Annotated in this window: 15 protein-coding genes and 3 pseudogenes; 13 read left to right on the top strand and 5 right to left on the bottom strand. The window is 65.2% G+C overall.

Annotated features, from left to right (window positions below):
• The first annotated feature begins 11 nt into the window (after positions 1 to 11).
• The 10 genes from ACO2RV_RS22465 (at position 12) to ACO2RV_RS22510 (ending at position 13,448) form a co-directional block, all read left to right on the top strand.
• On the top strand, positions 12 to 1,181 hold the full coding sequence (locus ACO2RV_RS22465; protein WP_423296466.1) for an ABC transporter substrate-binding protein: 1,170 nt from the start codon (positions 12 to 14) through the stop codon (positions 1,179 to 1,181).
• Between the two features lie 85 nt (positions 1,182 to 1,266).
• Positions 1,267 to 3,024, top strand: coding sequence for a sugar ABC transporter ATP-binding protein (locus tag ACO2RV_RS22470; RefSeq protein ID WP_423296467.1), 1,758 nt, complete (start codon positions 1,267 to 1,269; stop codon positions 3,022 to 3,024).
• Positions 3,021 to 4,460 (top strand): ABC transporter permease, encoded by a 1,440-nt coding sequence (locus ACO2RV_RS22475; RefSeq protein WP_423296468.1) that lies wholly within the window; start codon positions 3,021 to 3,023, stop codon positions 4,458 to 4,460. Before ACO2RV_RS22470 ends, ACO2RV_RS22475 begins: the two co-directional genes overlap by 4 nt.
• The gene (locus tag ACO2RV_RS22480; RefSeq protein WP_423296469.1) at positions 4,457 to 5,803 is read left to right on the top strand and encodes an ABC transporter permease; all 1,347 of its coding nucleotides are present in this window, start codon (positions 4,457 to 4,459) and stop codon (positions 5,801 to 5,803) included. The genes ACO2RV_RS22475 and ACO2RV_RS22480 overlap by 4 nt, the downstream gene beginning before the upstream one ends.
• A 42-nt stretch (positions 5,804 to 5,845) precedes the next feature.
• A complete protein-coding gene (locus ACO2RV_RS22485; RefSeq protein WP_423296470.1) occupies positions 5,846 to 6,547 on the top strand; it encodes a bacteriorhodopsin in 702 nt (233 codons plus the stop codon).
• Positions 6,548 to 6,604: 57 nt separating this feature from the next.
• Positions 6,605 to 8,272: a flotillin family protein gene (locus tag ACO2RV_RS22490; RefSeq protein WP_423296471.1), complete on the top strand. Its 1,668-nt coding sequence runs from the start codon at positions 6,605 to 6,607 to the stop codon at positions 8,270 to 8,272.
• A gap of 98 nt (positions 8,273 to 8,370) precedes the next feature.
• The gene (locus ACO2RV_RS22495) at positions 8,371 to 8,799 is read left to right on the top strand and encodes a hypothetical protein (RefSeq protein WP_423296472.1); all 429 of its coding nucleotides are present in this window, start codon (positions 8,371 to 8,373) and stop codon (positions 8,797 to 8,799) included.
• Complete coding sequence (locus ACO2RV_RS22500) at positions 8,796 to 10,733, top strand: sodium:solute symporter family transporter (RefSeq protein WP_423296473.1); 1,938 nt, start codon at positions 8,796 to 8,798, stop codon at positions 10,731 to 10,733. The genes ACO2RV_RS22495 and ACO2RV_RS22500 overlap by 4 nt, the downstream gene beginning before the upstream one ends.
• 120 nt (positions 10,734 to 10,853) lie before the next feature.
• Positions 10,854 to 12,308, top strand: coding sequence for an NAD-dependent succinate-semialdehyde dehydrogenase (locus ACO2RV_RS22505; protein ID WP_423296481.1), 1,455 nt, complete (start codon positions 10,854 to 10,856; stop codon positions 12,306 to 12,308).
• Positions 12,309 to 12,320: 12 nt separating this feature from the next.
• Positions 12,321 to 13,448, top strand: coding sequence for a zinc-dependent alcohol dehydrogenase family protein (locus ACO2RV_RS22510; protein WP_423296474.1), 1,128 nt, complete (start codon positions 12,321 to 12,323; stop codon positions 13,446 to 13,448).
• Between the two features lie 216 nt (positions 13,449 to 13,664).
• On the opposite strand, the gene ACO2RV_RS22515 is transcribed toward ACO2RV_RS22510, so the two are convergent.
• The 4 genes from ACO2RV_RS22515 to ACO2RV_RS22530 are packed head-to-tail and all read right to left on the bottom strand — an operon-like array spanning position 13,665 to position 17,259.
• On the bottom strand, positions 13,665 to 14,528 hold the full coding sequence (locus tag ACO2RV_RS22515; protein ID WP_423296475.1) for an efflux RND transporter periplasmic adaptor subunit: 864 nt from the start codon (positions 14,526 to 14,528) through the stop codon (positions 13,665 to 13,667).
• Positions 14,525 to 14,734, bottom strand: coding sequence for a DUF1656 domain-containing protein (locus tag ACO2RV_RS22520; protein WP_423296476.1), 210 nt, complete (start codon positions 14,732 to 14,734; stop codon positions 14,525 to 14,527). Before ACO2RV_RS22520 ends, ACO2RV_RS22515 begins: the two co-directional genes overlap by 4 nt.
• Before the next feature lie 3 nt (positions 14,735 to 14,737).
• The gene (locus tag ACO2RV_RS22525) at positions 14,738 to 16,801 is read right to left on the bottom strand and encodes an FUSC family protein (protein WP_423296477.1); all 2,064 of its coding nucleotides are present in this window, start codon (positions 16,799 to 16,801) and stop codon (positions 14,738 to 14,740) included.
• A complete protein-coding gene (locus ACO2RV_RS22530; protein WP_423296478.1) occupies positions 16,798 to 17,259 on the bottom strand; it encodes a MarR family winged helix-turn-helix transcriptional regulator in 462 nt (153 codons plus the stop codon). Before ACO2RV_RS22530 ends, ACO2RV_RS22525 begins: the two co-directional genes overlap by 4 nt.
• A 219-nt stretch (positions 17,260 to 17,478) precedes the next feature.
• On the opposite strand from ACO2RV_RS22530, the gene ACO2RV_RS22535 reads away from it, so the two are divergent.
• The 3 genes and pseudogenes from ACO2RV_RS22535 to ACO2RV_RS22545 form a co-directional block, all read left to right on the top strand.
• The gene (locus tag ACO2RV_RS22535) at positions 17,479 to 17,883 is read left to right on the top strand and encodes an MFS transporter (RefSeq protein WP_423296482.1); all 405 of its coding nucleotides are present in this window, start codon (positions 17,479 to 17,481) and stop codon (positions 17,881 to 17,883) included.
• Positions 17,847 to 18,430: pseudogene (locus ACO2RV_RS22540) on the top strand (efflux RND transporter permease subunit); the annotation flags it as partial. The gene ACO2RV_RS22535 and the pseudogene ACO2RV_RS22540, both read left to right, overlap by 37 nt.
• Before the next feature lie 9 nt (positions 18,431 to 18,439).
• Positions 18,440 to 18,745 (top strand): annotated as a pseudogene (locus tag ACO2RV_RS22545) (transposase); the annotation flags it as partial.
• Positions 18,746 to 18,973: 228 nt separating this feature from the next.
• Here the strand turns inward: ACO2RV_RS22545 and ACO2RV_RS22550 are convergent.
• A pseudogene (locus tag ACO2RV_RS22550) lies at positions 18,974 to 19,586 on the bottom strand (IS66 family transposase).
• Positions 19,587 to 19,675: the final 89 nt, after the last annotated feature.

The following is a 19,675-nucleotide window of genomic DNA, read 5'->3' on the forward strand; positions in this document are numbered from 1 at the left end:
GGAGGAGGACTATGCGTAGATTGAGCATCTTCGCGCTGACCGGCGCGATCCTGGCGGCCTGTGCCGGTTCGGCGTTTGCCGCAGGCGTGGATGAGATCAACCCCGACGTCGCTGCGCGTCTTTACAACAAGGACATGCTCGACCCGTCCCAGCCGGTCGGGCCGAGCCCGCTGCGCGACTTCAAGGCGAAGAATCCGCCGCCGTGGAAGATCGGCTATGCATCCTCCTATGCCGGCAACACCTGGCGTGCCAACGCCATGGACGGTCTGCAGAAGGACATCATTCCGAAGTGGAAGAGCCTCGGGCTGATCAGCGACGTCGTCATCACCCAGTCGAACCTTAACGATTCAACGCAGATCCAGCAGATCCGCCAGCTCGTCGATCAGGGCGTCGACGCCATCTTCGTGTGCTGCTCTAACCCGACGGCGCTCAACCAGTCCGTCCAGTACGCTCATGACAAGGGCATTCCGGTCTTCTCGATGACCGGCTACCTGACCGCGCCGACCGCCATCAACTCGTCGGTCAACTATCAGGTTGCCGGCTTCGAGATCGGCAAGCGTATGGCGGAAGATCTCGGCGGCAAGGGTAATGTGCTGGTGGTCGAGGGCATTCCGGGAACCTCCGGTTCGGAAAGCCAGAACCGTGGCGTTCTCGCCGGCCTCGCCACGGCGCCGGACATCAAGATCGTCGGTTCGGTCGCCGGCATGTGGACCGATCAGGTCGCGCAGGGCGAGGTCCAGAAATGGCTCGCGACCCATCCCGGCAAGCTGGATGGCATCGTCGTGCAGTCGGCGGCGGAAATGGGCGTGCTGCGCGCCCTGAAGCAGTCCGGCCGCAAGGACGTGAAGGTCACCGTGGGCGGCGAACTCGGCGCGTTGTGCACTTGGCGCAAGAATCCGAAGCTCATCTCCGCCGCCGTTCAGACCTGGCCGCCGGCCGACGATGTGGGGCTGATCTGGGACATCATGATGCGCACGCTCGAAGGGCAGGGCCCGAAGGTCCAGTCCATCCTGGTCGATCCGGTTGTCATCACGCATGAAGACGTTGTGAAGCTCCTGCCGGAGAATTGTGACGAGAACGCCCAGAACTGGTTCAACGTCGGCAAGGACAGGTGGGGTTCCAAGGAATATCTCGACCAGTTCTTCGTGCGGCCGGCAGACCCGACCGCCTACAAGCCCTGATCCAAGTACGCGTGGATTGAGCGCCATGTCGCCGCCCCTCGCGGGCGGCGACCCCTCCCGGGCCGCACGAGACCAGACGCAACCCATGTCGACCGAACCCAAGGAAGAACCTCACACCGCCCATGGTCGCGACACGATCATTGTGCGGAATGTGAAGAAGTACTTCGGGCCGACCCGTGCGCTCGACGGTGTCAATTTCACCGCATGCGCTGGCGAGATCCATGCCGTGGTCGGTGGAAACGGCTGCGGCAAGAGCACGCTCGCCAAGATCGTCTCAGGCATCCTGCCCATCGACAGCGGCTCCGTGTCGGTACTCGGCGAGGCACCATCAACGCCGGCCGAGAGCCGGGCGATCGGTATATCGACCGTCTATCAGGAAGTTCTCGTCGCCGACGAGAGCTCCGTCGTCGACAATCTCTTCATGGGGAATGATCCGCTCTTCGCGCGAAATCTCTCGCAGGAGCAGAAGGTTCGCCGCGCCGCGGAACTGATGCAGGAGTTGGCCGGCGAGCCGGTCGATCCCTATGCATTGCTGGGAACGCTGCCGCTGGGCCTCAAGCAGTGGGTCGTGATTGGCCGCGCCCTCGTCAGCAATCCGAAGGTCCTGATCCTCGACGAAAGCTCCGCCGCACTCGATTTCGACAGCACGGAACGCCTGTTCGCTAAGATGCGCGCACTGCGCGACAGCGGCGTCACAGTTCTCATCGTCACGCACCGCATCGCCGAGCTCATTCGAATCTCCGACCGCGCGACGGTCCTGCGAGACGGGCGCGACGTCGGCGTCCTCGAAAAGCAGGAGATAACGGAAAAGAACCTCCTGCGTCTCATGACTGGGGAAGACGAGGAGGAGATCCGCAGCCACGAGCCTCCAATGCCGCGTGATGGCGCGCTGGCGCTGCGGGCTCGAGATCTTCGTCTCGACAACGCCGGCCGCAGCTTTGACTTCTCGCTTCGTCGTGGCGAGATCGTCGGCATCGCCGGCCTCGACGGACAGGGGCAGGATGCGTTCGTGCGGGCGCTGGCCGGGGTAGCGCCCGCACCGACCGGACAAGTGGAAGCCTGCAACCCTGCCGGCTCTGTCCACGCCGTCCGCTCGCTCGCCGACGCCGTCGCTAACCGGATCGCCTATGTGTCGGGCGACCGCAAGCGCGAGGGCATCTTCGCCTCGCTCTCGATCTTCGAAAACATGGTCATGCCGCTCTATCGCGAGAAGCGGCGTGCGGGCGTCCTCGGCATCATCGACTTCCCAGCCCTCGGCGCGATCTTCAAGCGCGAGGCGGAGAACCTGCTCATCAAGTTCGGTGCCCGCGAGGACCGCATTACCTCGCTTTCCGGCGGCAATCAGCAGAAGGTTCTGATCGGCCGTGGTTTCGCCATGCGCCCGGATGTGATCGTGCTGAACGATCCCGCCCGTGGCATCGATGTCGGCGCCAAGAGCGAGCTCTACAGGCATCTGCGCGCCTTCGCCAGCGATGGCCGCTCGGTCATCTACCTCTCCTCGGAGATCGAGGAATTCCTCGGCTTCTGCACCCGCGTCATCGTCTTCCGTGACGGGGCGCCCTTCGATGCCTTCGACGGCCGCGCGCTGGAGGGCCGGATCGTACTGGAGGCGATGTTCGGCCAGACCGATGGCTCGGGCCTCGCCTCGGCCATGTATGGCCTGGTGCCGGGACGCGATGCTGTAGCGCAACCGCCGCGACCCGCTGCCGCGACACATAGGGTCGAACCGTCGCGAACGTTCGATCGTGCTCTACCCGAGGCGTCTGCGAAGCCGACGCGGCGACCGATCCGAGTCATCGAGTTCGATGCCGTCGGTGGGCGGACGGAACGGAGGGCGCCATGAGTCTCGCAAGCAATGGCGCCATCGCGGCGAAGGAAATGGCGGCACCCGCACAGGGCGGGCGGTCCAACCCCTTCCTGCTGATGCCGATCAGCCTCTTCTTCGCCCTTCTTTCAATTGCGGTCCTGCGTTCCCCTGGCCTGATTTCGAGCACGGGCATCGGCAGCGCGGTGATCGTGGCGACCCCGCTGGTCTTGGCGACCTACGCTCTCATGGCTGTCGTCATTGCCGGCCGTGGCACGGTCGATCTGTCGGTGGGGCCGCTGATCGGCTTCATCAACGTCACGCTGATCCAGCTCAACAACAGCGGCGTCATCGAAAATCCGATTGCCGTCTTCGCCTATGCGCTCGCAGCGGGCGCGCTGTACCAGCTCCTGTTCGCATTGATCGTCATCTATGTGCGCGTCCAGCCGATCATCGTCTCGCTCTCGGGCTATCTCGCGCTCACGGGCATGAATCTGGTGATCCTGCCGAGGCCTGGTGGCGTCGCGCCGCAATGGATGTCGTCCTGGGGCCTGGGTACCAGCATCTTCTCGCCCGTCCTCGCCATTCTCTTGGCGGCGACCGCCGGCTGGCTGCTCTTCGCGCGTACCTCATTCTACAATCACCTGCGCCTGATGGGTTCGGACGAGCGTGCCGCCTATACTAGTGGCGTGCCGATCACAGCGGTGCGGATCGGGGCGCATCTGATCTCTGGCTGCTTTGCCGGGCTAGCGGCGATCTGCTTTACGGCGCTGATCTCTTCGGGCGATCCCTCGCAGGGCACCACCTACACGCTGATAGCCGTCACGGCGCTCGTGCTCGGCGGCGCCTCGCTCGGCGGCGGCCGAGCCAGCGCGTTCGGCTCCTTCCTGGGAGCCGTCAATCTCTATCTCATTACCTATGTGCTCTCGACCTTCAATTTCGGCGCTGTCCAGAGCTTCGTCACCAATCTCGCCTATGGCACGATCCTCGTCGTGTCGCTGCTGCTGACGCTGGCCATTCCCTTCATCCAGCGGCACGTTCGCAATTTCTCTCCGTTGCTCTACTTCGTTGTCCTCGGTGTCGTTTCGCTCGGTATTGTCCTGCATGCGACCTATAACGTCGCGCCGTCGCGCGCCGCCACGTCCGATGCTGTCGTCAGCGCGCTGCCGCCCGGTCCGCTTCAGCCGATCGCGCCGCAGGCACTCTACGTCGTGCCGCTCGAAGTTGCGGTGGCAAGCCCGGAAGAGGCCGCCCTCGCGCAGGAAGCGACCCCATATGTTCTGGGGGCGATCCTGCTCGCGGTGCTGGCATTTGTCCTGCGCATCGCCTTCATGGCCGCCGCCCGCCGGCGTCTCGCCCCAGCCGTGGTGCTCGTCGTGGCGGCGCTGGTCGTTCTCTCTGCCTATGGGCTGAGCCGTCCGACCGGCACGACACAAGCGCCCGCCGCCCCGTCGGGACAGGAGGGTAGCCGGTGAGCGCAGCACTTTCCCTTCCCACCAAGATCATAGGGCTCGCGATCGCGCTGCTGCTGGTGGCGATTGGGACCGTCTACGGGTTCCTGCAGGCATTGCAGGTTCCCTTCATCATCCTGTCGGCAATCGCGATCGGCGCGCTGTTCTTCTGGACCTGGATGTTCGTCCTCGGCCAGTTCGTGGCGGCGGCCGAGGCGGAGCCTGGGCAGGCTGCCAGGGTTTGGCGGCAATTCCGCCCGGCCATCACCGCTCTTGCACTCATCCTGGCTGCCTTCGCGATCCTCTCGGCGACGATTCCCGGCTTCTTCAATGTCTGGAACGTCGTCTCGCTGCTGATCCTTCTCGGCATTCTCGTCATTACCCGCACGCTCGGGCGCAATTTCGAACGTAATCGCTCAGCCTTCATCGGCATCATGGTCTTGAGCGGACTGTTCTCGGTCGGCTCGATGAATATCGAGGGCTTCTCATCGGCCGACAATATCAAGTCGATGCTGCTCTTTGCCTCCTTCCTCGGCATCGCATCGGTAGGCCAGACGCTGGTGGCGCTGCTCGGCGGCCTCGATCTTTCGATCCCCTTCATCATCGGCGCGGCGAATGTCGGCCTGCTCTACATCATCGGGCTCGGCGTTCCGCCCTGGCTGGCACTGGTGCTGGTGCTGGTGATCGGCGTTCTTCTCGGCCTGATCAACGGCCTGCTCTCCTATCGCCTGCAGGGCCAGGCGCTGATCGTCACGCTTGGGACGGGTTTTGCCATCTCTGGTGGTGTCCAGATCCTCACCTCCATCGGCTCGGCCTATGGTGGCAATGTCTTCGGCACCGTGCCGGACTGGCTGTCAAACCTGTCCTCGATGAGCGGCACGACCTTCGGTCTGCCATTGCCGCCGGTGATCGCCATCTGGGCGCTGATCGCGGTGATCATGATCGTCGGCATGCGGACGACGCTCTATGGCCGGCACCTCTATGCACTCGGCGTCAACCGGACCTCGGCCAGCAGGGTGATGATCTCGGAGCTTCACTACTGGACACTGAGCTATGCGGTGTCCGGCTTCTTCGCCGCGCTCACGGGCAGCCTGCTGCTTGGATGGAGTGGCGGCGGGTTCATCGGCGTGGGCGACCAGTACCTCTTTCTGACGCTTGCGGCGGTCGTCGTCGGCGGCACATCGCTGCTCGGCGGGCAGGGCGGATACGGCTTCACGGTCATCGGAGTGCTCGTTCTGCAGGTGCTGTCGTCCTTCCTCGTCGGCATCGGCTTCGCCTTCGAGTGGCAGCAGTTCATCTTCGGCATCCTGATCCTGCCCATGGTCGCCCTCTATGCGCGTTCCCCCCACATCCGTACGCAAATCTGACGAGGTGACCGCAGTGCGCTGTCTTTCCGGGAGAGAATTGAAATGACGGTCTTCGAGACGGGCGATCTGGCGGCAGCAAGCTATCTCTCGAACTTCCTTGGTCTTGCGGTCGCGGCGGTGCTGCTGCTACTCGGCTCGACCTGGGTCGACAAGAGCTTGCGCATCCCGGTGACGTTGTGCGCGCTTGCGTTGCTCGCGGCGGCAGCGGCCAGCTTCGAGGGGCGCCTTGCCCTCGCTGCGTCCGGGAAGATCCCGGTGCTCTATCACTATGCCGGCTGGATCATCTCACTGCCGCTGCTGGTCCTGGCTCTTTGGTTCCTCGCCGGGCGCGCAGGACAGCAGTCGGTCGGACTGTTCTGGCGGCTGGTCATCGTCAGCGTGCTCATGGTCTTCGCGCGTTATCTGGGTGAGGCCGGTTACATGCATGCGACGCTGGCCTTCCTGATTGGCCTCGTCTTCTGGCTCTACATCCTCGGCGAATTGTATTTCGGCCGGATGGACGAGGCAGTGCGGCTGTCCACGGACGAGCTCCTGCGGCGCGGCTATTTCTGGCTTCGCCTGATCGTCACAGTGGGCTGGGCGATCTACCCGCTCGGCAACTTCATCACATCCTTCGGCGGCTACCAGGACGATGGCGCACTGAGCATCGCCTACAACGTCGCCGATCTCCTCAACATCGCGATCTTCGGCGCCGCGCTGCTCGCGACCGCCATCCTATCGGGAGCGGACGGAAAGAATGCCTAGCATGAACAACACGCAGCCGAGGTCCGGTATCGATATCCAGGAAATGGGGGAAGAGTGATGAAGGGTGCAGATATCATCGCGGTCATCATCCTTGCCGCAATTGTCATCGCCATATGTGCCTATCTCCTGCATTGGCTCTACCGGCGCTCGACGAAGGACATCTCCTTCGTTCGGACCGGCTTCGGCGGCGAGAAGGTTGTGATGGGTGGTGGCGCCCTAGTGCTGCCGATCCTGCATGACTTCACCGAAGTCAACATGAACACGCTGCGTCTGGAAGTAACGCGAGCCCGCGAGAAATCCTTCATCACGAAGGACCGTATGCGTGTCGAGCTGACCGTCGAGTTCTATGTCCGAGTCGCCCCGACGATCGAGGCGGTCGCGACCGCCGCACGATCCCTCGGCAACCGCACCATGAAGGCCGACCAGCTCAAGGACCTGATCCAAGGTCGCTTCGTCGACGCCATGGGTGGCGCGGCTGCCAAGATGACGCTGGAACAGATCCACGAGAACCGGCAGGATTTCGTCCGCGAGGTCAAGAAGGAGGTGGCGGAGTCGCTCACCGTCGACGGCCTCGAGCTCGAATCCGTATCGCTGACGTCACTCGACCAGACCGATATCCAGCTCTTCGATCCCTCGAACACGTTCGACGCGGAAGGCCTGACGCGCCTCACCGAGCAGATCGAGTCGCGCAAGAAGAAGCGCAACGACATCGAGAAGGACACGATGATCGCGATGCGCACCAAGAATCTCGAAGCCGAAAAGCGGGCGCTCGAGATCACGCGCGACACTGAATACGCCAAGATGGCCCACGAGGCCGAGGTTGCCGTGGAGCGCGCACAGCGCAAGTCGGAGATCGCTTCAACCAATGCGGCCCGTGAGCGCGAGACCGACGAGATCAAGCTCAAGGAGCGTGAGAGCGTCGAACGCACCCGCATCGAGATCGAGAAGGAGATCGAGCGGCTCGAGATCCAGCGTCGGCAGTCTCTTCAGATCGAGGAGCAAGGAAGCGAGATCGCGATCTCGCTGAAGTCGAAAGAGAGATCCGAGGCGCAGGCGGCAGCCGAAGAGGCTCGCGCGACCATGGTCCAAGCCTCCGAGCGCGTGCAGACACTGCGCGATACCGAGATCGCCAATCGCCAGAAGACGATCGAGTTGATCGAAGCGGAACGGATGGCGGAGGCAGAGGCGGCACGTCTGCGCATTCTCGCGGCGGCCGAAAAGGCTGCGGCAACGGACAAGGCGGATGCCGACCGGATCGCCGTGGCAGCGCTCGAGGAGAGGCTTCGTGTCGAGGCGGAGGGCAAGGAGAAGCTCAATGCGGCGGAGAACCTGCGTTCCGACGCCAGCCGCCGCAGCGCCCTTCATCAGCGCCTCGTCGAGAATCTGCCGGCCATCATCCGCGAGAGCGTCAAGCCGATGGAGAAGATCGAGGGCATCAAGATCCTTCATGTCGAGGGGCTTCCTGGCTTCTCGAGCGCGGATGGCGGCGGGGGAGGCGGCAACGACACGCCGCGCGACGGCAACCTTGCCGAGCAGGTCGTGACCTCCGCGCTGCGCTATCGCTCGCAGGCCCCCTTCGTCGACCAGCTTCTCGGCGAGATAGGCCTGACGGGAGAGAGCCTGCATCGTACCCAAACGCTGCAGGACCTTTCCAAGATCGTCTACACCGATCCCGCAAGCGCGTCGGACAAGCCGAACCCGCCGAAGTCCAGCGGCGGTAAGTGATCGACTCCAGATCGCAGCCGCATTCCGAGCCGGCCGGATCCGACAAGAACCGGCCGGCCAAGGAGCCGCAGGCGCGAATGACACTCGGAGAAAGCGACATGTCGACACGTGCAAGCGCGGAACGCACCGTCCTTATGTTCTGCATCTGGACCGGGCCGGGATTTCTTGGCGCGGGAGGCCTTGTCGAAGGCTTCGTACGCGACTCCCTGCCCATAGCGCTGCTTGGCATCGGTGGCATTTGCGCCGCCTTCATCGCTCATATCGTCGTCAACGCCGTGTTTGGCCGGGGCTTCAGCCGGGCCGAGACTGCGCTGGGGATAGGAGGATTCGGCCTGTTCGCGGCGCTGTTCGTTACCGCATGGGTGGGCGGCGAGCTTTCGCCCACGGACTATCTCTCGGGCCTCGCTGCCTTCTTCACACTGGCCATGGGCTTCCTGGTCTATCTGTCGACCCGCTACGGCATGCGGGGCGCGTTCTCGCGGTTTCACCACCCGGCGCCATCCGGCAATGGTGGGAACGGAAGATGAGTGCCGACGTGTCGATCTGGCTTCCGCTTCCCATACTCGCCTATGCGGCGGCATGTCTGTATTTCGCGCGCCTCGCCTTTCTCGAGAACGGGAATGACGCGCGCTATTTCTCCGCTGGGCATGACCTCCCGCCATGGATGTCGGCCCTGCTGCTGGCCGGCCTCGGCATGTCGGGGTGGTTCCTGCTGGCAGGCACGCAGGAGATCGCCCGCGGCGGCTTCTCTCTGGCGAGCCTGCTTGTCGGCGGCATCGCCGTCGCTTTGCCGGGTGTCGTGCTGTTCAAGCGGATATGGCTCGTGGCGCGGCGACTGGGCCTTTCCTCCGATGCCGAACTCCTGCGCCGCTACTATCGAAGCGATTTCCTGGCGTTGGCGAGCACGGCGGTGGCGACGCTGATGGCGGTTGGCTTCGCCGGGTTGCAGTTGCGTGCCGTCGGCCAGCTCCTCTCGACACTTACCGACGGTGCCGTCTCGGCGCCGGTCTCGGAGGCGTTCCTCACCGTGCTGCTCTTCGCCTATGTGGCGATCGGCGGCCTTCGCGCGATAGGTTCGATCGGGGCGATCCAGACCGTTCTCCTTGGATTCGGTACGGCTGTCTTTGCCGGCATTGTCTTGATCACATTCGACGGATTCGGCGGGCTCAACGGAGCGCTGAAGGCGCTCGCAGCCGATCCGGCCGACTCATCCAGATTCCTTGTCGCCGGTGTCATCCGCTTTACGGCCGGACTGGGACGCGGAGACGCAGGCGCCGTGCCCACGGCCATGGCCAGTTTCGGCCTATTCGTCGCGCTGATGGGGCTCGGAGCCAACCCACTCGCCCTCAAGGTCGTCATGTCAACGCGCAGCCCGGCCGGGCTCGCGGCGGGCCAGACCTGGGTGACAGCCGGGGTGTTCGGAAGCCTTGTCGCTATCGGAGTCGCCATCATCGGAGCGAGCGGGCTCGTCACACCGTCGCTGTCCATCATCGCGATCCTCGAGGCGCTGGCCTCATCCTCCCCCTGGTTCGCGGGATGGTTGCTGGTCGCGATCATTGCCGGGGTGCAGCTTTTGGCCGGTCTCGGCCTGCTCGTTGCCGCCGAGAACCTCGTGCGTCATCTCTACAAGCCGCTGCTTCATAGCACTCTTACGCGCTCGCAGACGGTTGGCTTCACGCGCATCGTCGCCGGCCTGCTCGCTCTGCTTTCGCTTCTGCTGCAGGTCCTGGCGCCTGTCGCCCTCTCCGCGCTCGGCGGCGTCGCCCTGCCGCTCGCCGTGCAACTGCTCGTACCGTTGGTCGGAATCGCGTGGATCGGCCGGCTCACCCGCGAAGGTGCTGTCGTCGGCGTGGGCGCCGGCTTCGCCGCGGTTCTGCTCACGGAACCGCTAGGCTATGCCGTGCTCAGCTTCCTAGGTCTCGAACTACCTTGGGGACGCTGGCCCTGGACGCTCAACTCCGCCGTCTGGGGCCTTGCGGCCAATCTGGCCGCCGCGCTCCTCGTCTCGGCTGCTACGCAGCGCTGGCCGGTCGGCGAGGAGCGGGCCGATGCGCGGCGCGTCCTCGCCGCGACGGGTAGGACGACACAGAACTCAGGCCTCAGCGCCAGCGCCTGGGCAGCGGTTCTCGCGTGGTTCTTTCTGGCCGCGGGCCCGGGTCTGCTGTTCGGAAACGTCGCCTTTGGCGCGCCGGCCGCCGCCGACGCGTTTCTGCTCGGCATGCCTTCGCTCTGGGCTTGGATGGTGATGCTCTGGGCTCTCGGCCTCGGGTTGGTTTGGTTCCTGTCCTACAAGATCGGCCTGGCAATGAGCGCCGTGGTCACGGTCGAGCCCTATCGCGCCCGACCGCTCGCCCGGCGGGACGTGCGCATCCTGGAAATGCAGAGGCGGCAACGGCTGACGATCGCCGCGGCCGTCATATTTGGCCTTGTCGCGTTCATGGCCTTCTCGTTCGGCCGCTGAGGGCAGCTAGGTTGATGACGAGGGGCTGGAACGCACTCACGACCGCCCATCGTCCGCCCCACGCGGATCTATGGGAGGCGAAACCGACGCCAAGGCGGCTTTGTGTCATTAGGAGGACATATCGTGCTTGAACTTTCGGACAAGACGCTTCTGGCGACCGATGGCTTCGTGGCCGGCGAATGGCGCGGGTCGTCCAACCGATATCCGGTGATCGACCCTGCGACGGGGCACCGCATTGCCGATGTCGCCGATCTGACGCGGGACGACGTACGTGCCGCGATCGACGCGGCCTTCGAGGCGCAGAGGCGCTGGGCGTCCTATTCTGCGAAGGAGCGATGCGCGATCCTGCTTGAATGGCAGGCGCTGATGATGGCTAACCGGGAGGATCTCGCACGCATCCTCACGGCCGAGATGGGCAAGCCCCTCGCAGAGGCCCGCGGCGAGATTGCCTATGGTGCGAGCTTCATCCAGTGGTTTGCGGAGGAGGCTCGCCGCGTCTATGGCGATGTCATTCCGGGCCATCAGCGCGACAAGCGCATCATTGTCCTCAAGCAGCCGATCGGCGTGGTCGGCGCGATTACGCCCTGGAATTTCCCCAATGCAATGATCGCCCGCAAGGTCGGCCCGGCGCTGGCCGCCGGCTGTGCCTTCGTGTGCCGTCCCGCCGAGAAGACGCCGCTCTCCGCCTTGGCAATGGCGGTGCTTGGCGAGCGGGCGGGCATTCCCAAGGGCTTGCTCAGCATCGTCCCTGGATGTGATGCGCCTGGTATGGGGCTGGAGCTCTGCACAAACCCGAAGGTTCGCAAGATCACCTTCACCGGCTCCACCGAAGTCGGCCGCATCCTGATGCGTCAGTGCGCGCATGACATCAAGAAGCTGTCGCTGGAACTGGGTGGCAATGCGCCCTTCATCGTCTTCGAAGACGCGGATCTGGACAAGGCCGTCGAGGGGGCGCTCATCGCCAAGTACCGCAACTCGGGCCAGACCTGCGTCTGCGCCAACCGGTTCTATGTCCAGGAGAGCATTGCGGAGGCCTTCACGGAAAAACTGGCCAAGGCTTCAAGCGCTCTGCGCATCGGCCCGGGCACGGCGGCGGATACTTCGATCGGACCGTTGATCGACGCGGAGGCGCTCGCGAAGGTTGAGGCACATCTCGCCGATGCGCTGGCGAAGGGGGCGAAGGTCGAGGTGGGAGGCCGGCGCTCCGATCTTGGCGGAACCTTCTTCGAGCCGACTGTTCTGTCCGGCGTGCGGCCCGGCATGCGGATTCTCGAGGAAGAAACATTCGGGCCCGTGGCGCCGGTCGTCTCCTTCCGAACGGAGGCGGAGGTGATCGATGTCGCCAATTCGACGGAATTCGGTCTCGCCGCCTATTTCTACAGTCGCGATCTGTCCCGGGTCTTCCGTGTCGCGGAGGCGATCGAATCCGGGATGATCGGCGTCAACACAGGACTGATCTCGACGGCAGAGGCGCCCTTCGGCGGCGTCAAGTCGTCCGGGCTTGGGCGCGAGGGCTCGCGCTACGGCATTGATGAGTATCTGGAAATCAAATATCTCTGCCTGAACATAGAGTGATAGAGAGCAGCCATGAAAACGAAGATTGCGCTCCTGCGCAAGATGGGCGCAGAACGTCCCTACGGCACCACGCGTCCGCTCGAGATCATCGAAGCCGAACTGTCGCAACCCGGTTTCGGCGAACTCGTAGTCAAGATGGCGGCTGCGGGGCTCTGCCATTCGGACCTGTCTGTCATCAACGGCGATCGGCCGCGCGACATGCCGGTCGCGCTTGGCCACGAGGCATCGGGTGTCGTCGAGAGCGTTGGGCCGGGCGTGACGCGCTTTGCGCCCGGCGACCATGTGGTCATGGTCTTCGTGCCGTCCTGCGGCCATTGCGTCCCCTGCGCCAGCGGCCGCCCGGCCCTGTGCGAGCCGGGGGCGGTCGCTGCGGGCAAGGGAGCCCTGCTGGGTGGGTCCAAGCACATCACCTGCGAGGGCGTGACGATCAACCACCATCTCGGCGTCTCCGCCTTCTCCACCCGTGCCGTGGTGTCCGAGAACTCCTGCGTGAAGATCGACAAGTCCATACCGTTGGACAAAGCCGCGCTGCTGGGCTGCGCGGTCCTCACCGGGGTCGGCGCTGTTCTCAATTCTGGCGAACTCAAGGCGGGCCAGAGCTGTGCGATCGTCGGGCTTGGCGGTGTCGGCCTGGCGGCCCTGCTTGGCGCGGTCGCCGGAGGCGCGAACAAGATCATCGCCGCGGACCTATCGGCTGAGAAGCGCAAGGCCGCGCTTGAGCTTGGTGCGACCCATGCGGTCGACCCATCTGAGGAAGGCGCCATTGCAAGGGTGAAGGAGATCACCGCCGGTGGTGTCGATCTCGCGGCCGAATTTGCTGGCGCGGTGCCGGCGCTCAAATTCGCCTATGACATCACGCGGCGCGGCGGCACGACTGTCACCGCGGGGCTTCCCAATCCGGCAGCAGAACTGAAGATTCCGGCGGTGTCGCTGACCGTGGGCGAGCAGACGCTCAAGGGCTCGTATGTCGGCTCCTGTGTGCCCATCCGCGATATTCCGCGTTTTGCCGCGATGATGATGGATGGTCGGCTGCCCATCGAGAAGCTGATGACCCATCGACTGAAACTCGAGGAGATCAATGAGGGCTTCGAGCGCCTCGCAGAGGGCACGGCCATCCGGCAGGTAATCGTGTTCGATTGAGGCTGCCCGCGTCTGCTGCTCGGCGCCTGAGCCTACGTCCGGACGGCTGCCGGGTCCGGACTTAGTCGATGGCGAGACGCCGGCCCATTACGGCATCTAGGTTCTCCTTTTGGCCAGGTCGCTTGCTCCGCTCATCATCGGCGGCGTGTTTGTCGCTGAGGTTTTTCCGGGGATTCTCAAGAAGGCGCCACTTCAAGAGCAGCTTCAGCCCACCTGTCAGTCTTTGATCGACACCGTGGCCGTGAGCCCCGCGACGAGCGCGATTCCGTCCGGCACGTGGTCGAGGGCGATGCGGACCGGCACGCGCTGCGCGAGGCGGACCCAGTTGAAGGTGGGGTTGATGTTGGCGAGAAGCCCATTGCCGACGGTGCGCTCACGGTCCTCGATACCGGCGGCGATGCTCTCCACATGCCCATCCAGCGCCGCCGGCTGGCCCATCAGCCGGATGGTGACGGACGCACCGACGCGGATCCGCGCGAGCTTGGTCTCCTCGAAATAGCCCTCGATCCGCAGTGAGTCGGTGTCGACAAGCGCCACCTCGGGCGTGCCGGCGGTGACATAGTCGCCCGGCCGCAGGCTCAGATTGGTGATGGTGCCGTTGACGGAAGCCTTCACCTCCGACCGTTCCAGATTGAGTCTGGCGAGGTCGCGGTCCGCCAGCGCCTGCCGATAGGCGGCCGCGGCCTCGGTCTCCTGCATCCGCATCTGCTCGGTCTTCTGCTGCGAGACCACGTCCTTGAGCTGCTCATAGCGCTCGCGGTCGCGCCGTGCCTGTTCGAGCGTCGCCTTGCGGCCCTCGATGGCGGCTTCGGCCTGCTCCAGCGCGATGGCGAAGCGGGCGCGGTCGATGCGGAAGAGCACGTCGCCCTGCTTCACCGCCTGGTTGTCACGGACCAGCACCTCGCTGACGAAGCCCGAGACATCCGGCGCCACGCCGACGATATCGGCGCGCACCTTCGCGTCGCGCGTCCAGGGCTCGTCCATGTAATGCGCCCAGAGCTCGCGCGCGGCACCGACGGCTGCGAGAAGGACGACAAGCGTGAGGCCGACGCGGATCGCGCCGCGCAGGGAGAAGGTCATGACAGCCACCATCGGGACAGCAGGGACATGCTCTGCAGCAGAACGACATAGAGAGCGACGTCGAACAGCCCGCGATGCCAGACGAAGCCATAGACGCCGAACCAAGCGAGCGCGCGCCGCACGACGAGGCTGACGAGCAGCGTCGCCAGCGCAAGCACGAGGAGGTTCGGCACGTAGACGCCATAGAGATCGATCTCGCCGGGCATCGGCTACTCCGCCGCCATGAGGATCGGCCGGCTGTGCTCGCGGGGCGCAAAGCCGCCGGCCGGGCCCGGCGTGCCGGGGAAGAACACCCGGCGCAGCCCGACAAGGGCGTCGACGGCATGGCGGCCATAGGCACCCGTCTGCTCGGCCGAGCGGTGCAACGCTTCATCGAGCGCCGCGCACAGGCCGGCAGACGGCTCCGTGAGGCCGCGCCGCGCCACCCGCTGGCGATAGAGTTCCACCACGCCGGCAAGCACCGCCTCGACCGAGGCGCGGCAGGCCGGATCGAGCCGTCGCCGCACCTTCTGCAATTCGAGGATGTTGAAGCCGACGCGCACCTCGGCGAAGCCGTCCACCTTGGCGAGCTCCCGGTCCTCGATAGCCGCAAGGCGCGGCACGAGCTGGCCGAGCCGGTCCAGCATACGGCCGGCGAGACGCTCCTGATCCTGCCGGCGCGCGCCCGCGGCGGTCTCGGCGAGGTCGGCCCATCCCGCCCAGACCAGGCGGCGCGCTGCCAGCTCGGCGCCGAAAGGCCGCGTGACCAGCGTCCACACGAGGGCGAAGCCGAGACCGCTCACCGCCGCCAAACCTTCGTTGACGAAGAGGGCGAAATCGACGCCGTAGCGGTTCTGCAGGGCGACGAAGGACGCGGTGTTCACCGCCAGCAGCATGGCCAGCATGTTGAACTGCGGGCGCGGGATGAGGATACCGAGCAGGAGGAAGGGCGGCGCGAACACCAACACCAACATCTCGAATTCGTGCACATGCGGCAGGATGCCGAACAGGTAGACGCCCGAGACGACGAGGCTGACCGCGGACCAGAAGGTCATCATGCGGATGAAGGGCGCCGGCCGGTCCATCGCGGCGAAGAAGGAGCAGGCGACGGCCGTCATCATCACCGCGCTGGCCCCGTTCGCCCAGCCGCTGGCGATCCAGAAGGCGCAGGCGATGAGCGTGGCCAGCACGCAGGATCCCGCCGAGAAGAGCAGCAGGCCGTAGTCGTAGTGGCGTGCCGGGGCGACCACACGGCGGTGTCGGAAGCGCGGGCGCCAGGCGCCGGCATGCCGGCCGCGCTCGATGTCGTCCTTCAGCGTCAGGCAGTCGCTCCACAGATCGACGATCTCCTGCAGCCGGTCCAGGGCGCTGGCGAGAATGAGCTCCTGCCAGTCGACGGGCTCGGGCGGGCGCAGTGCGACGATGTCGCCGACCAGCGTCTCGGCCCGCTCCGGTTCGCCGCCGCGCCCCTGCCTCAGCCAATCGGCCACGCGGGCGAGCAGCGCCGCAAGGTCCGGCGGCAGGACGTCCTTCTCGTCCTTCAGCGCGTGCAGGCGGTCGGCGAGCGAGGAAAGCAGCGGCAGCAGCATGAGCAGCCGTCCGCGCAGCTCGCGCGCATGGCGGGTCACGTCGCGCGTCGCGGCATCGTAGGAGAGCTGGCTGATGACGAGGTCGAGCCCGGCGATGTCGGCCGCGAGCTTCTGCCGGCGCAGCGGCGTTGCCGGTAGCGCGCCCTCGCCGCGCAGGATTTCCCCGGCCCAGCCCGCGGCATCGTCGAGCCACGCCGATATGCGAGTGGAGAGCGCCGTGCCAACGCTGGTCGGAAACACCACCGCGCCGACGACGCTGGCGCAGGTGATGCCGATGATGATCTCCTCGCTGCGGGCCAGGGCGACGTCGAAGATCGCCTCGGGGGTGCCGACCTCCGGCAGCGCTATCAGCGGCAGGCTGTAGCCGGCGAGCATGAAGACGTAGCTGCGCGGCGTGCGGTCGAGCATCGAGATGTAGAGCAGGCAGCCGGTCCACAGCGCGACGACGAGGCTGAGCAGTTCCGGCGCGTTGACGAAGATCGGCACGAAGAACACCGCCGCGCCGGCACCGAGCAGCGTGCCGAGGGCGCGGTAGAGGCCCTTCGAGCTGGTGGCGCCCGCCAGCGGGTTGGCGACGACATAGACCGCCGCCATCGCCCAGTAGGGGCGCGGCAGATCGAAGGCCAGCGCGATATAGAGCGCCAGCATTGAAGCGAGGAGGGCTTTGGCGGAAAACAGCCAGTCCCGCCACGAGGGCATGTTCACGTCGCCAGCTCCTCGGTGGCGGCGCGGGCGGATGCCTCGTCGAACGCCTTGAACACGCGCAGTGTCGCGTCGAGGTCGGACTTGTCGACATCGGCGAGGACCTGCCCGCGCAGTTCCGACAGCAGCTCCTCTATCCGCGCACTCAGCCGCTCGCCCTCATCCGTCAGCCAGATGGTCTTGGCGCGTCGGTCGGTGGGATCGTCCTTGCGGACGATGAGGTCGGAGGCGGCGAGCTGGTCCAGCAGGCGCACCAGCGAGGGGCCTTCGATCCCGACATAAGCCGCCAGCGTGACCTGGCGCACGCCGCCGCCGAGCCGCCCGGTCCACAGCAGCGGCGCCGCGCAGGCTTCCGAGATGCTCAGATTCTCCAGCTCCTTCTCGGCGATGCGCCGCCATTGTCGGCCCGCCTGCAGAAGCTGTGCAGTGAGGGAACGCCGTAGCGTGTCGATATCGTTCATAACGAAATTGATATCATGCTAATTATTATGTAGCAATGATAATCATGATCCCTCTCGGCGGCATGCCCGCCGCCGCCACGAACGAATGATCCTGCGATGACGATACGTCTGCCCGGCCCGCTGGCGGGAAGCGGCTCCGACCTCCTGGGCGGGTCGGGCGCGCTGCGTGTGCCGCCGCTCTGGCTGCTGGCGCTGTTCACCTTCAGCGGCACGCTGGCCATGCACATCTTCGTGCCGGCCCTGCCGCGCGCGGCGCTGGAACTCGATGCCAGCTTCGCCTCGATGCAGTCCACGGTGAGCTTCTACATCCTCGGCCTCGCCGCCGGGCAACTGGTCTACGGCCCACTGTCGGACCGTTTCGGGCGCCGTCCCATCCTGATCTGCGGCCTGCTGCTCTACACGGCGGCCAGTATCGGCTGCGCCTTCGCGCCCGACGCCCATGCGCTGGTCGCCGCCCGGCTGCTTCAGGCCCTCGGCGGCTGCGCCGGACTGGTGCTCGGCCGCGCGATCGTGCGACACCTCCCTGCCGGCCAAGGCGGCGCGGCGGCTGGCGCTGATGAACCTCATGGTCACCCTGGAGGTTGTCAAGCAGAGAAAATGCCGCGCTCACCTTCATCACGCTGAAGGACTGGAGCGAGCGTGGCCCCGAGGATTCCGCGGATGCCATCTCGGCACGCATCAATGCCAAGATGGCCAAGATGGCCCAGATAAAGGATGCCCAGACCTTCGCGCTGTCGCCGCCGCCGATCCAGGGTCTCGGCAATTCGAGCGGCTTCACCTTCCGCCTGCAGGATCGCGGCGGCCTCAGACAGGAGGCTTTGGCTGACGCTCGCACACAACTGCTCGATGCGGCCGCGCAAAGTCCGATCCTTGCCGGCCTTTGCGTCGAGGGCCTGGCCGACGCGGCGCAGGTCATTCTCATCATCGACCAGGAGAAGGCGAACACGTTCGGCGTCACCTTCGCCGATATCAACGCCACCATCTCTGCCAATCTCGGCTCTTCCTACGTGAACGACTTCCCAATGTCGGACGCATGCAGCGCGTGAGCGTTCAGGCGGAGGCGGGCCAGCGCATGCAGGCGGCCGACCTGCTGCGCCTCAACGTCCGCAATGTCCACGGTGACATGGTACCACTATCGGCCTTTGCGTCCGCAGTGCTTGCCGGCGTACCAGACATTGCCGGCTTCAAATCCGGACGCGACTTCGCGGCCTGGCTTGGCCTGGTTCCTCGGCAAAACTCGAGTGGCGGTAAGGAGCGGCTCGGTCGGATTACCAAGATGGGCGATCGAACTATACGGCGACTGCTCGTGATCGGTGCCATGGCTACGATCCGATGGTCGCGCAGCAAGGAGGGCTTCGCGGAAAGCTGGTTGGGCAAGATCATCGCGAGGAAGCCGATTAAGCTCGCTGCGGTGGCTCTGGCCAACAAGACGGCGCGGATCATTTGGGCGATCATGACACGGCAGGAGACATATCGAATGGCATAGAGATCGGCCGCCAGAACCAAGCCGGGACCTGGCGATCGTGGTGCAACGGCGCTGAATGGGAAGATGACGCGAGGTTGATAGACGAGATCGGGACACCCAGGAGACCTGTAGGCGCTTCGAGCGCGTCAGTTTGTTATGGACCCGATCCGCGGATCTCATCTGGGCCGGCGGCCGGCTGTGCCGCCTTACGTAGGCCGGACACATGCATGTCGCCGAACACTCGCGCAATTAGCTCAGAAATGCCTTGCACCGCGGAGGCCATCCACACATGCAGGTCTCGACGAGCGAGGCGATGACGGCCCAGTGTTCGGCACCGCCATCGGAGCCGGCGAACAGGGCATTCTTCCGCGTCAGTGCCAGAGGGCGGATGGATCGCTCGACGATGTTGTTGTCGAGCTCGATGCGCCCGTCGTCGAGGAAGAGGCCAAGCCCCGCCCAGCTCGAGAGCGCGTAGCGGATCGCCTCGGCGAGCTTGGTCTTCTGGCTGATCAAAGCGAGCTTTTGCTGTAACCACGGCTCGAGGGCGTCGATGATCGGCTTGCTCTTTTCCTGCCGTGCGTCCCGGCGCTCCGGGGGTACGGCCACGGATATCAGCCTCGACGCGATAGAGGTCGGCGATGCGCAGCAGGGCTTCACTGGCGATCGGCGCGGGGCCGGTCTGGGCCAGCTCGTAGAACTTGCGCCGGACGTGGCTCCAGCAGAACGCCAGGCTGACCGCGTTACGCTCGGCCAGGACCTTGTAACCTGCGTAGCCATCGACCTGCAGCGTGCCAACGAAGCCCTGAAGATGACGGATCGCCTGCTCGGATCGTGTCCCCGGACGTGGTGTAGGTCGAGGCAGAGGTGGTCACCGGGGATGTTCGGTTAGGGTCTGGGTTGCGAACCCCAACTCCAGACCGAAAGATCCACCGATGACCACCGACATGATGA

This window comes from Ancylobacter sp. VNQ12 (assembly GCF_049445835.1).
Lineage (GTDB): Bacteria > Pseudomonadota > Alphaproteobacteria > Rhizobiales > Xanthobacteraceae > Ancylobacter.

Coding starts and splice junctions, on each gene's coding strand:
- ACO2RV_RS22470 (WP_423296467.1), top strand. CDS start 1,267: ATGTCGACCGAACCCAAGGAAGAACCTCACACCGCCCATGGTCGCGAC.
- ACO2RV_RS22465 (WP_423296466.1), top strand. CDS start 12: ATGCGTAGATTGAGCATCTTCGCGCTGACCGGCGCGATCCTGGCGGCC.
- ACO2RV_RS22495 (WP_423296472.1), top strand. CDS start 8,371: ATGTCGACACGTGCAAGCGCGGAACGCACCGTCCTTATGTTCTGCATC.
- ACO2RV_RS22535 (WP_423296482.1), top strand. CDS start 17,479: ATGCACATCTTCGTGCCGGCCCTGCCGCGCGCGGCGCTGGAACTCGAT.
- ACO2RV_RS22520 (WP_423296476.1), bottom strand. CDS start 14,734: ATGCCCGGCGAGATCGATCTCTATGGCGTCTACGTGCCGAACCTCCTC.
- ACO2RV_RS22515 (WP_423296475.1), bottom strand. CDS start 14,528: ATGACCTTCTCCCTGCGCGGCGCGATCCGCGTCGGCCTCACGCTTGTC.
- ACO2RV_RS22485 (WP_423296470.1), top strand. CDS start 5,846: ATGACGGTCTTCGAGACGGGCGATCTGGCGGCAGCAAGCTATCTCTCG.
- ACO2RV_RS22510 (WP_423296474.1), top strand. CDS start 12,321: ATGAAAACGAAGATTGCGCTCCTGCGCAAGATGGGCGCAGAACGTCCC.
- ACO2RV_RS22530 (WP_423296478.1), bottom strand. CDS start 17,259: ATGAACGATATCGACACGCTACGGCGTTCCCTCACTGCACAGCTTCTG.
- ACO2RV_RS22475 (WP_423296468.1), top strand. CDS start 3,021: ATGAGTCTCGCAAGCAATGGCGCCATCGCGGCGAAGGAAATGGCGGCA.
- ACO2RV_RS22490 (WP_423296471.1), top strand. CDS start 6,605: ATGAAGGGTGCAGATATCATCGCGGTCATCATCCTTGCCGCAATTGTC.
- ACO2RV_RS22500 (WP_423296473.1), top strand. CDS start 8,796: ATGAGTGCCGACGTGTCGATCTGGCTTCCGCTTCCCATACTCGCCTAT.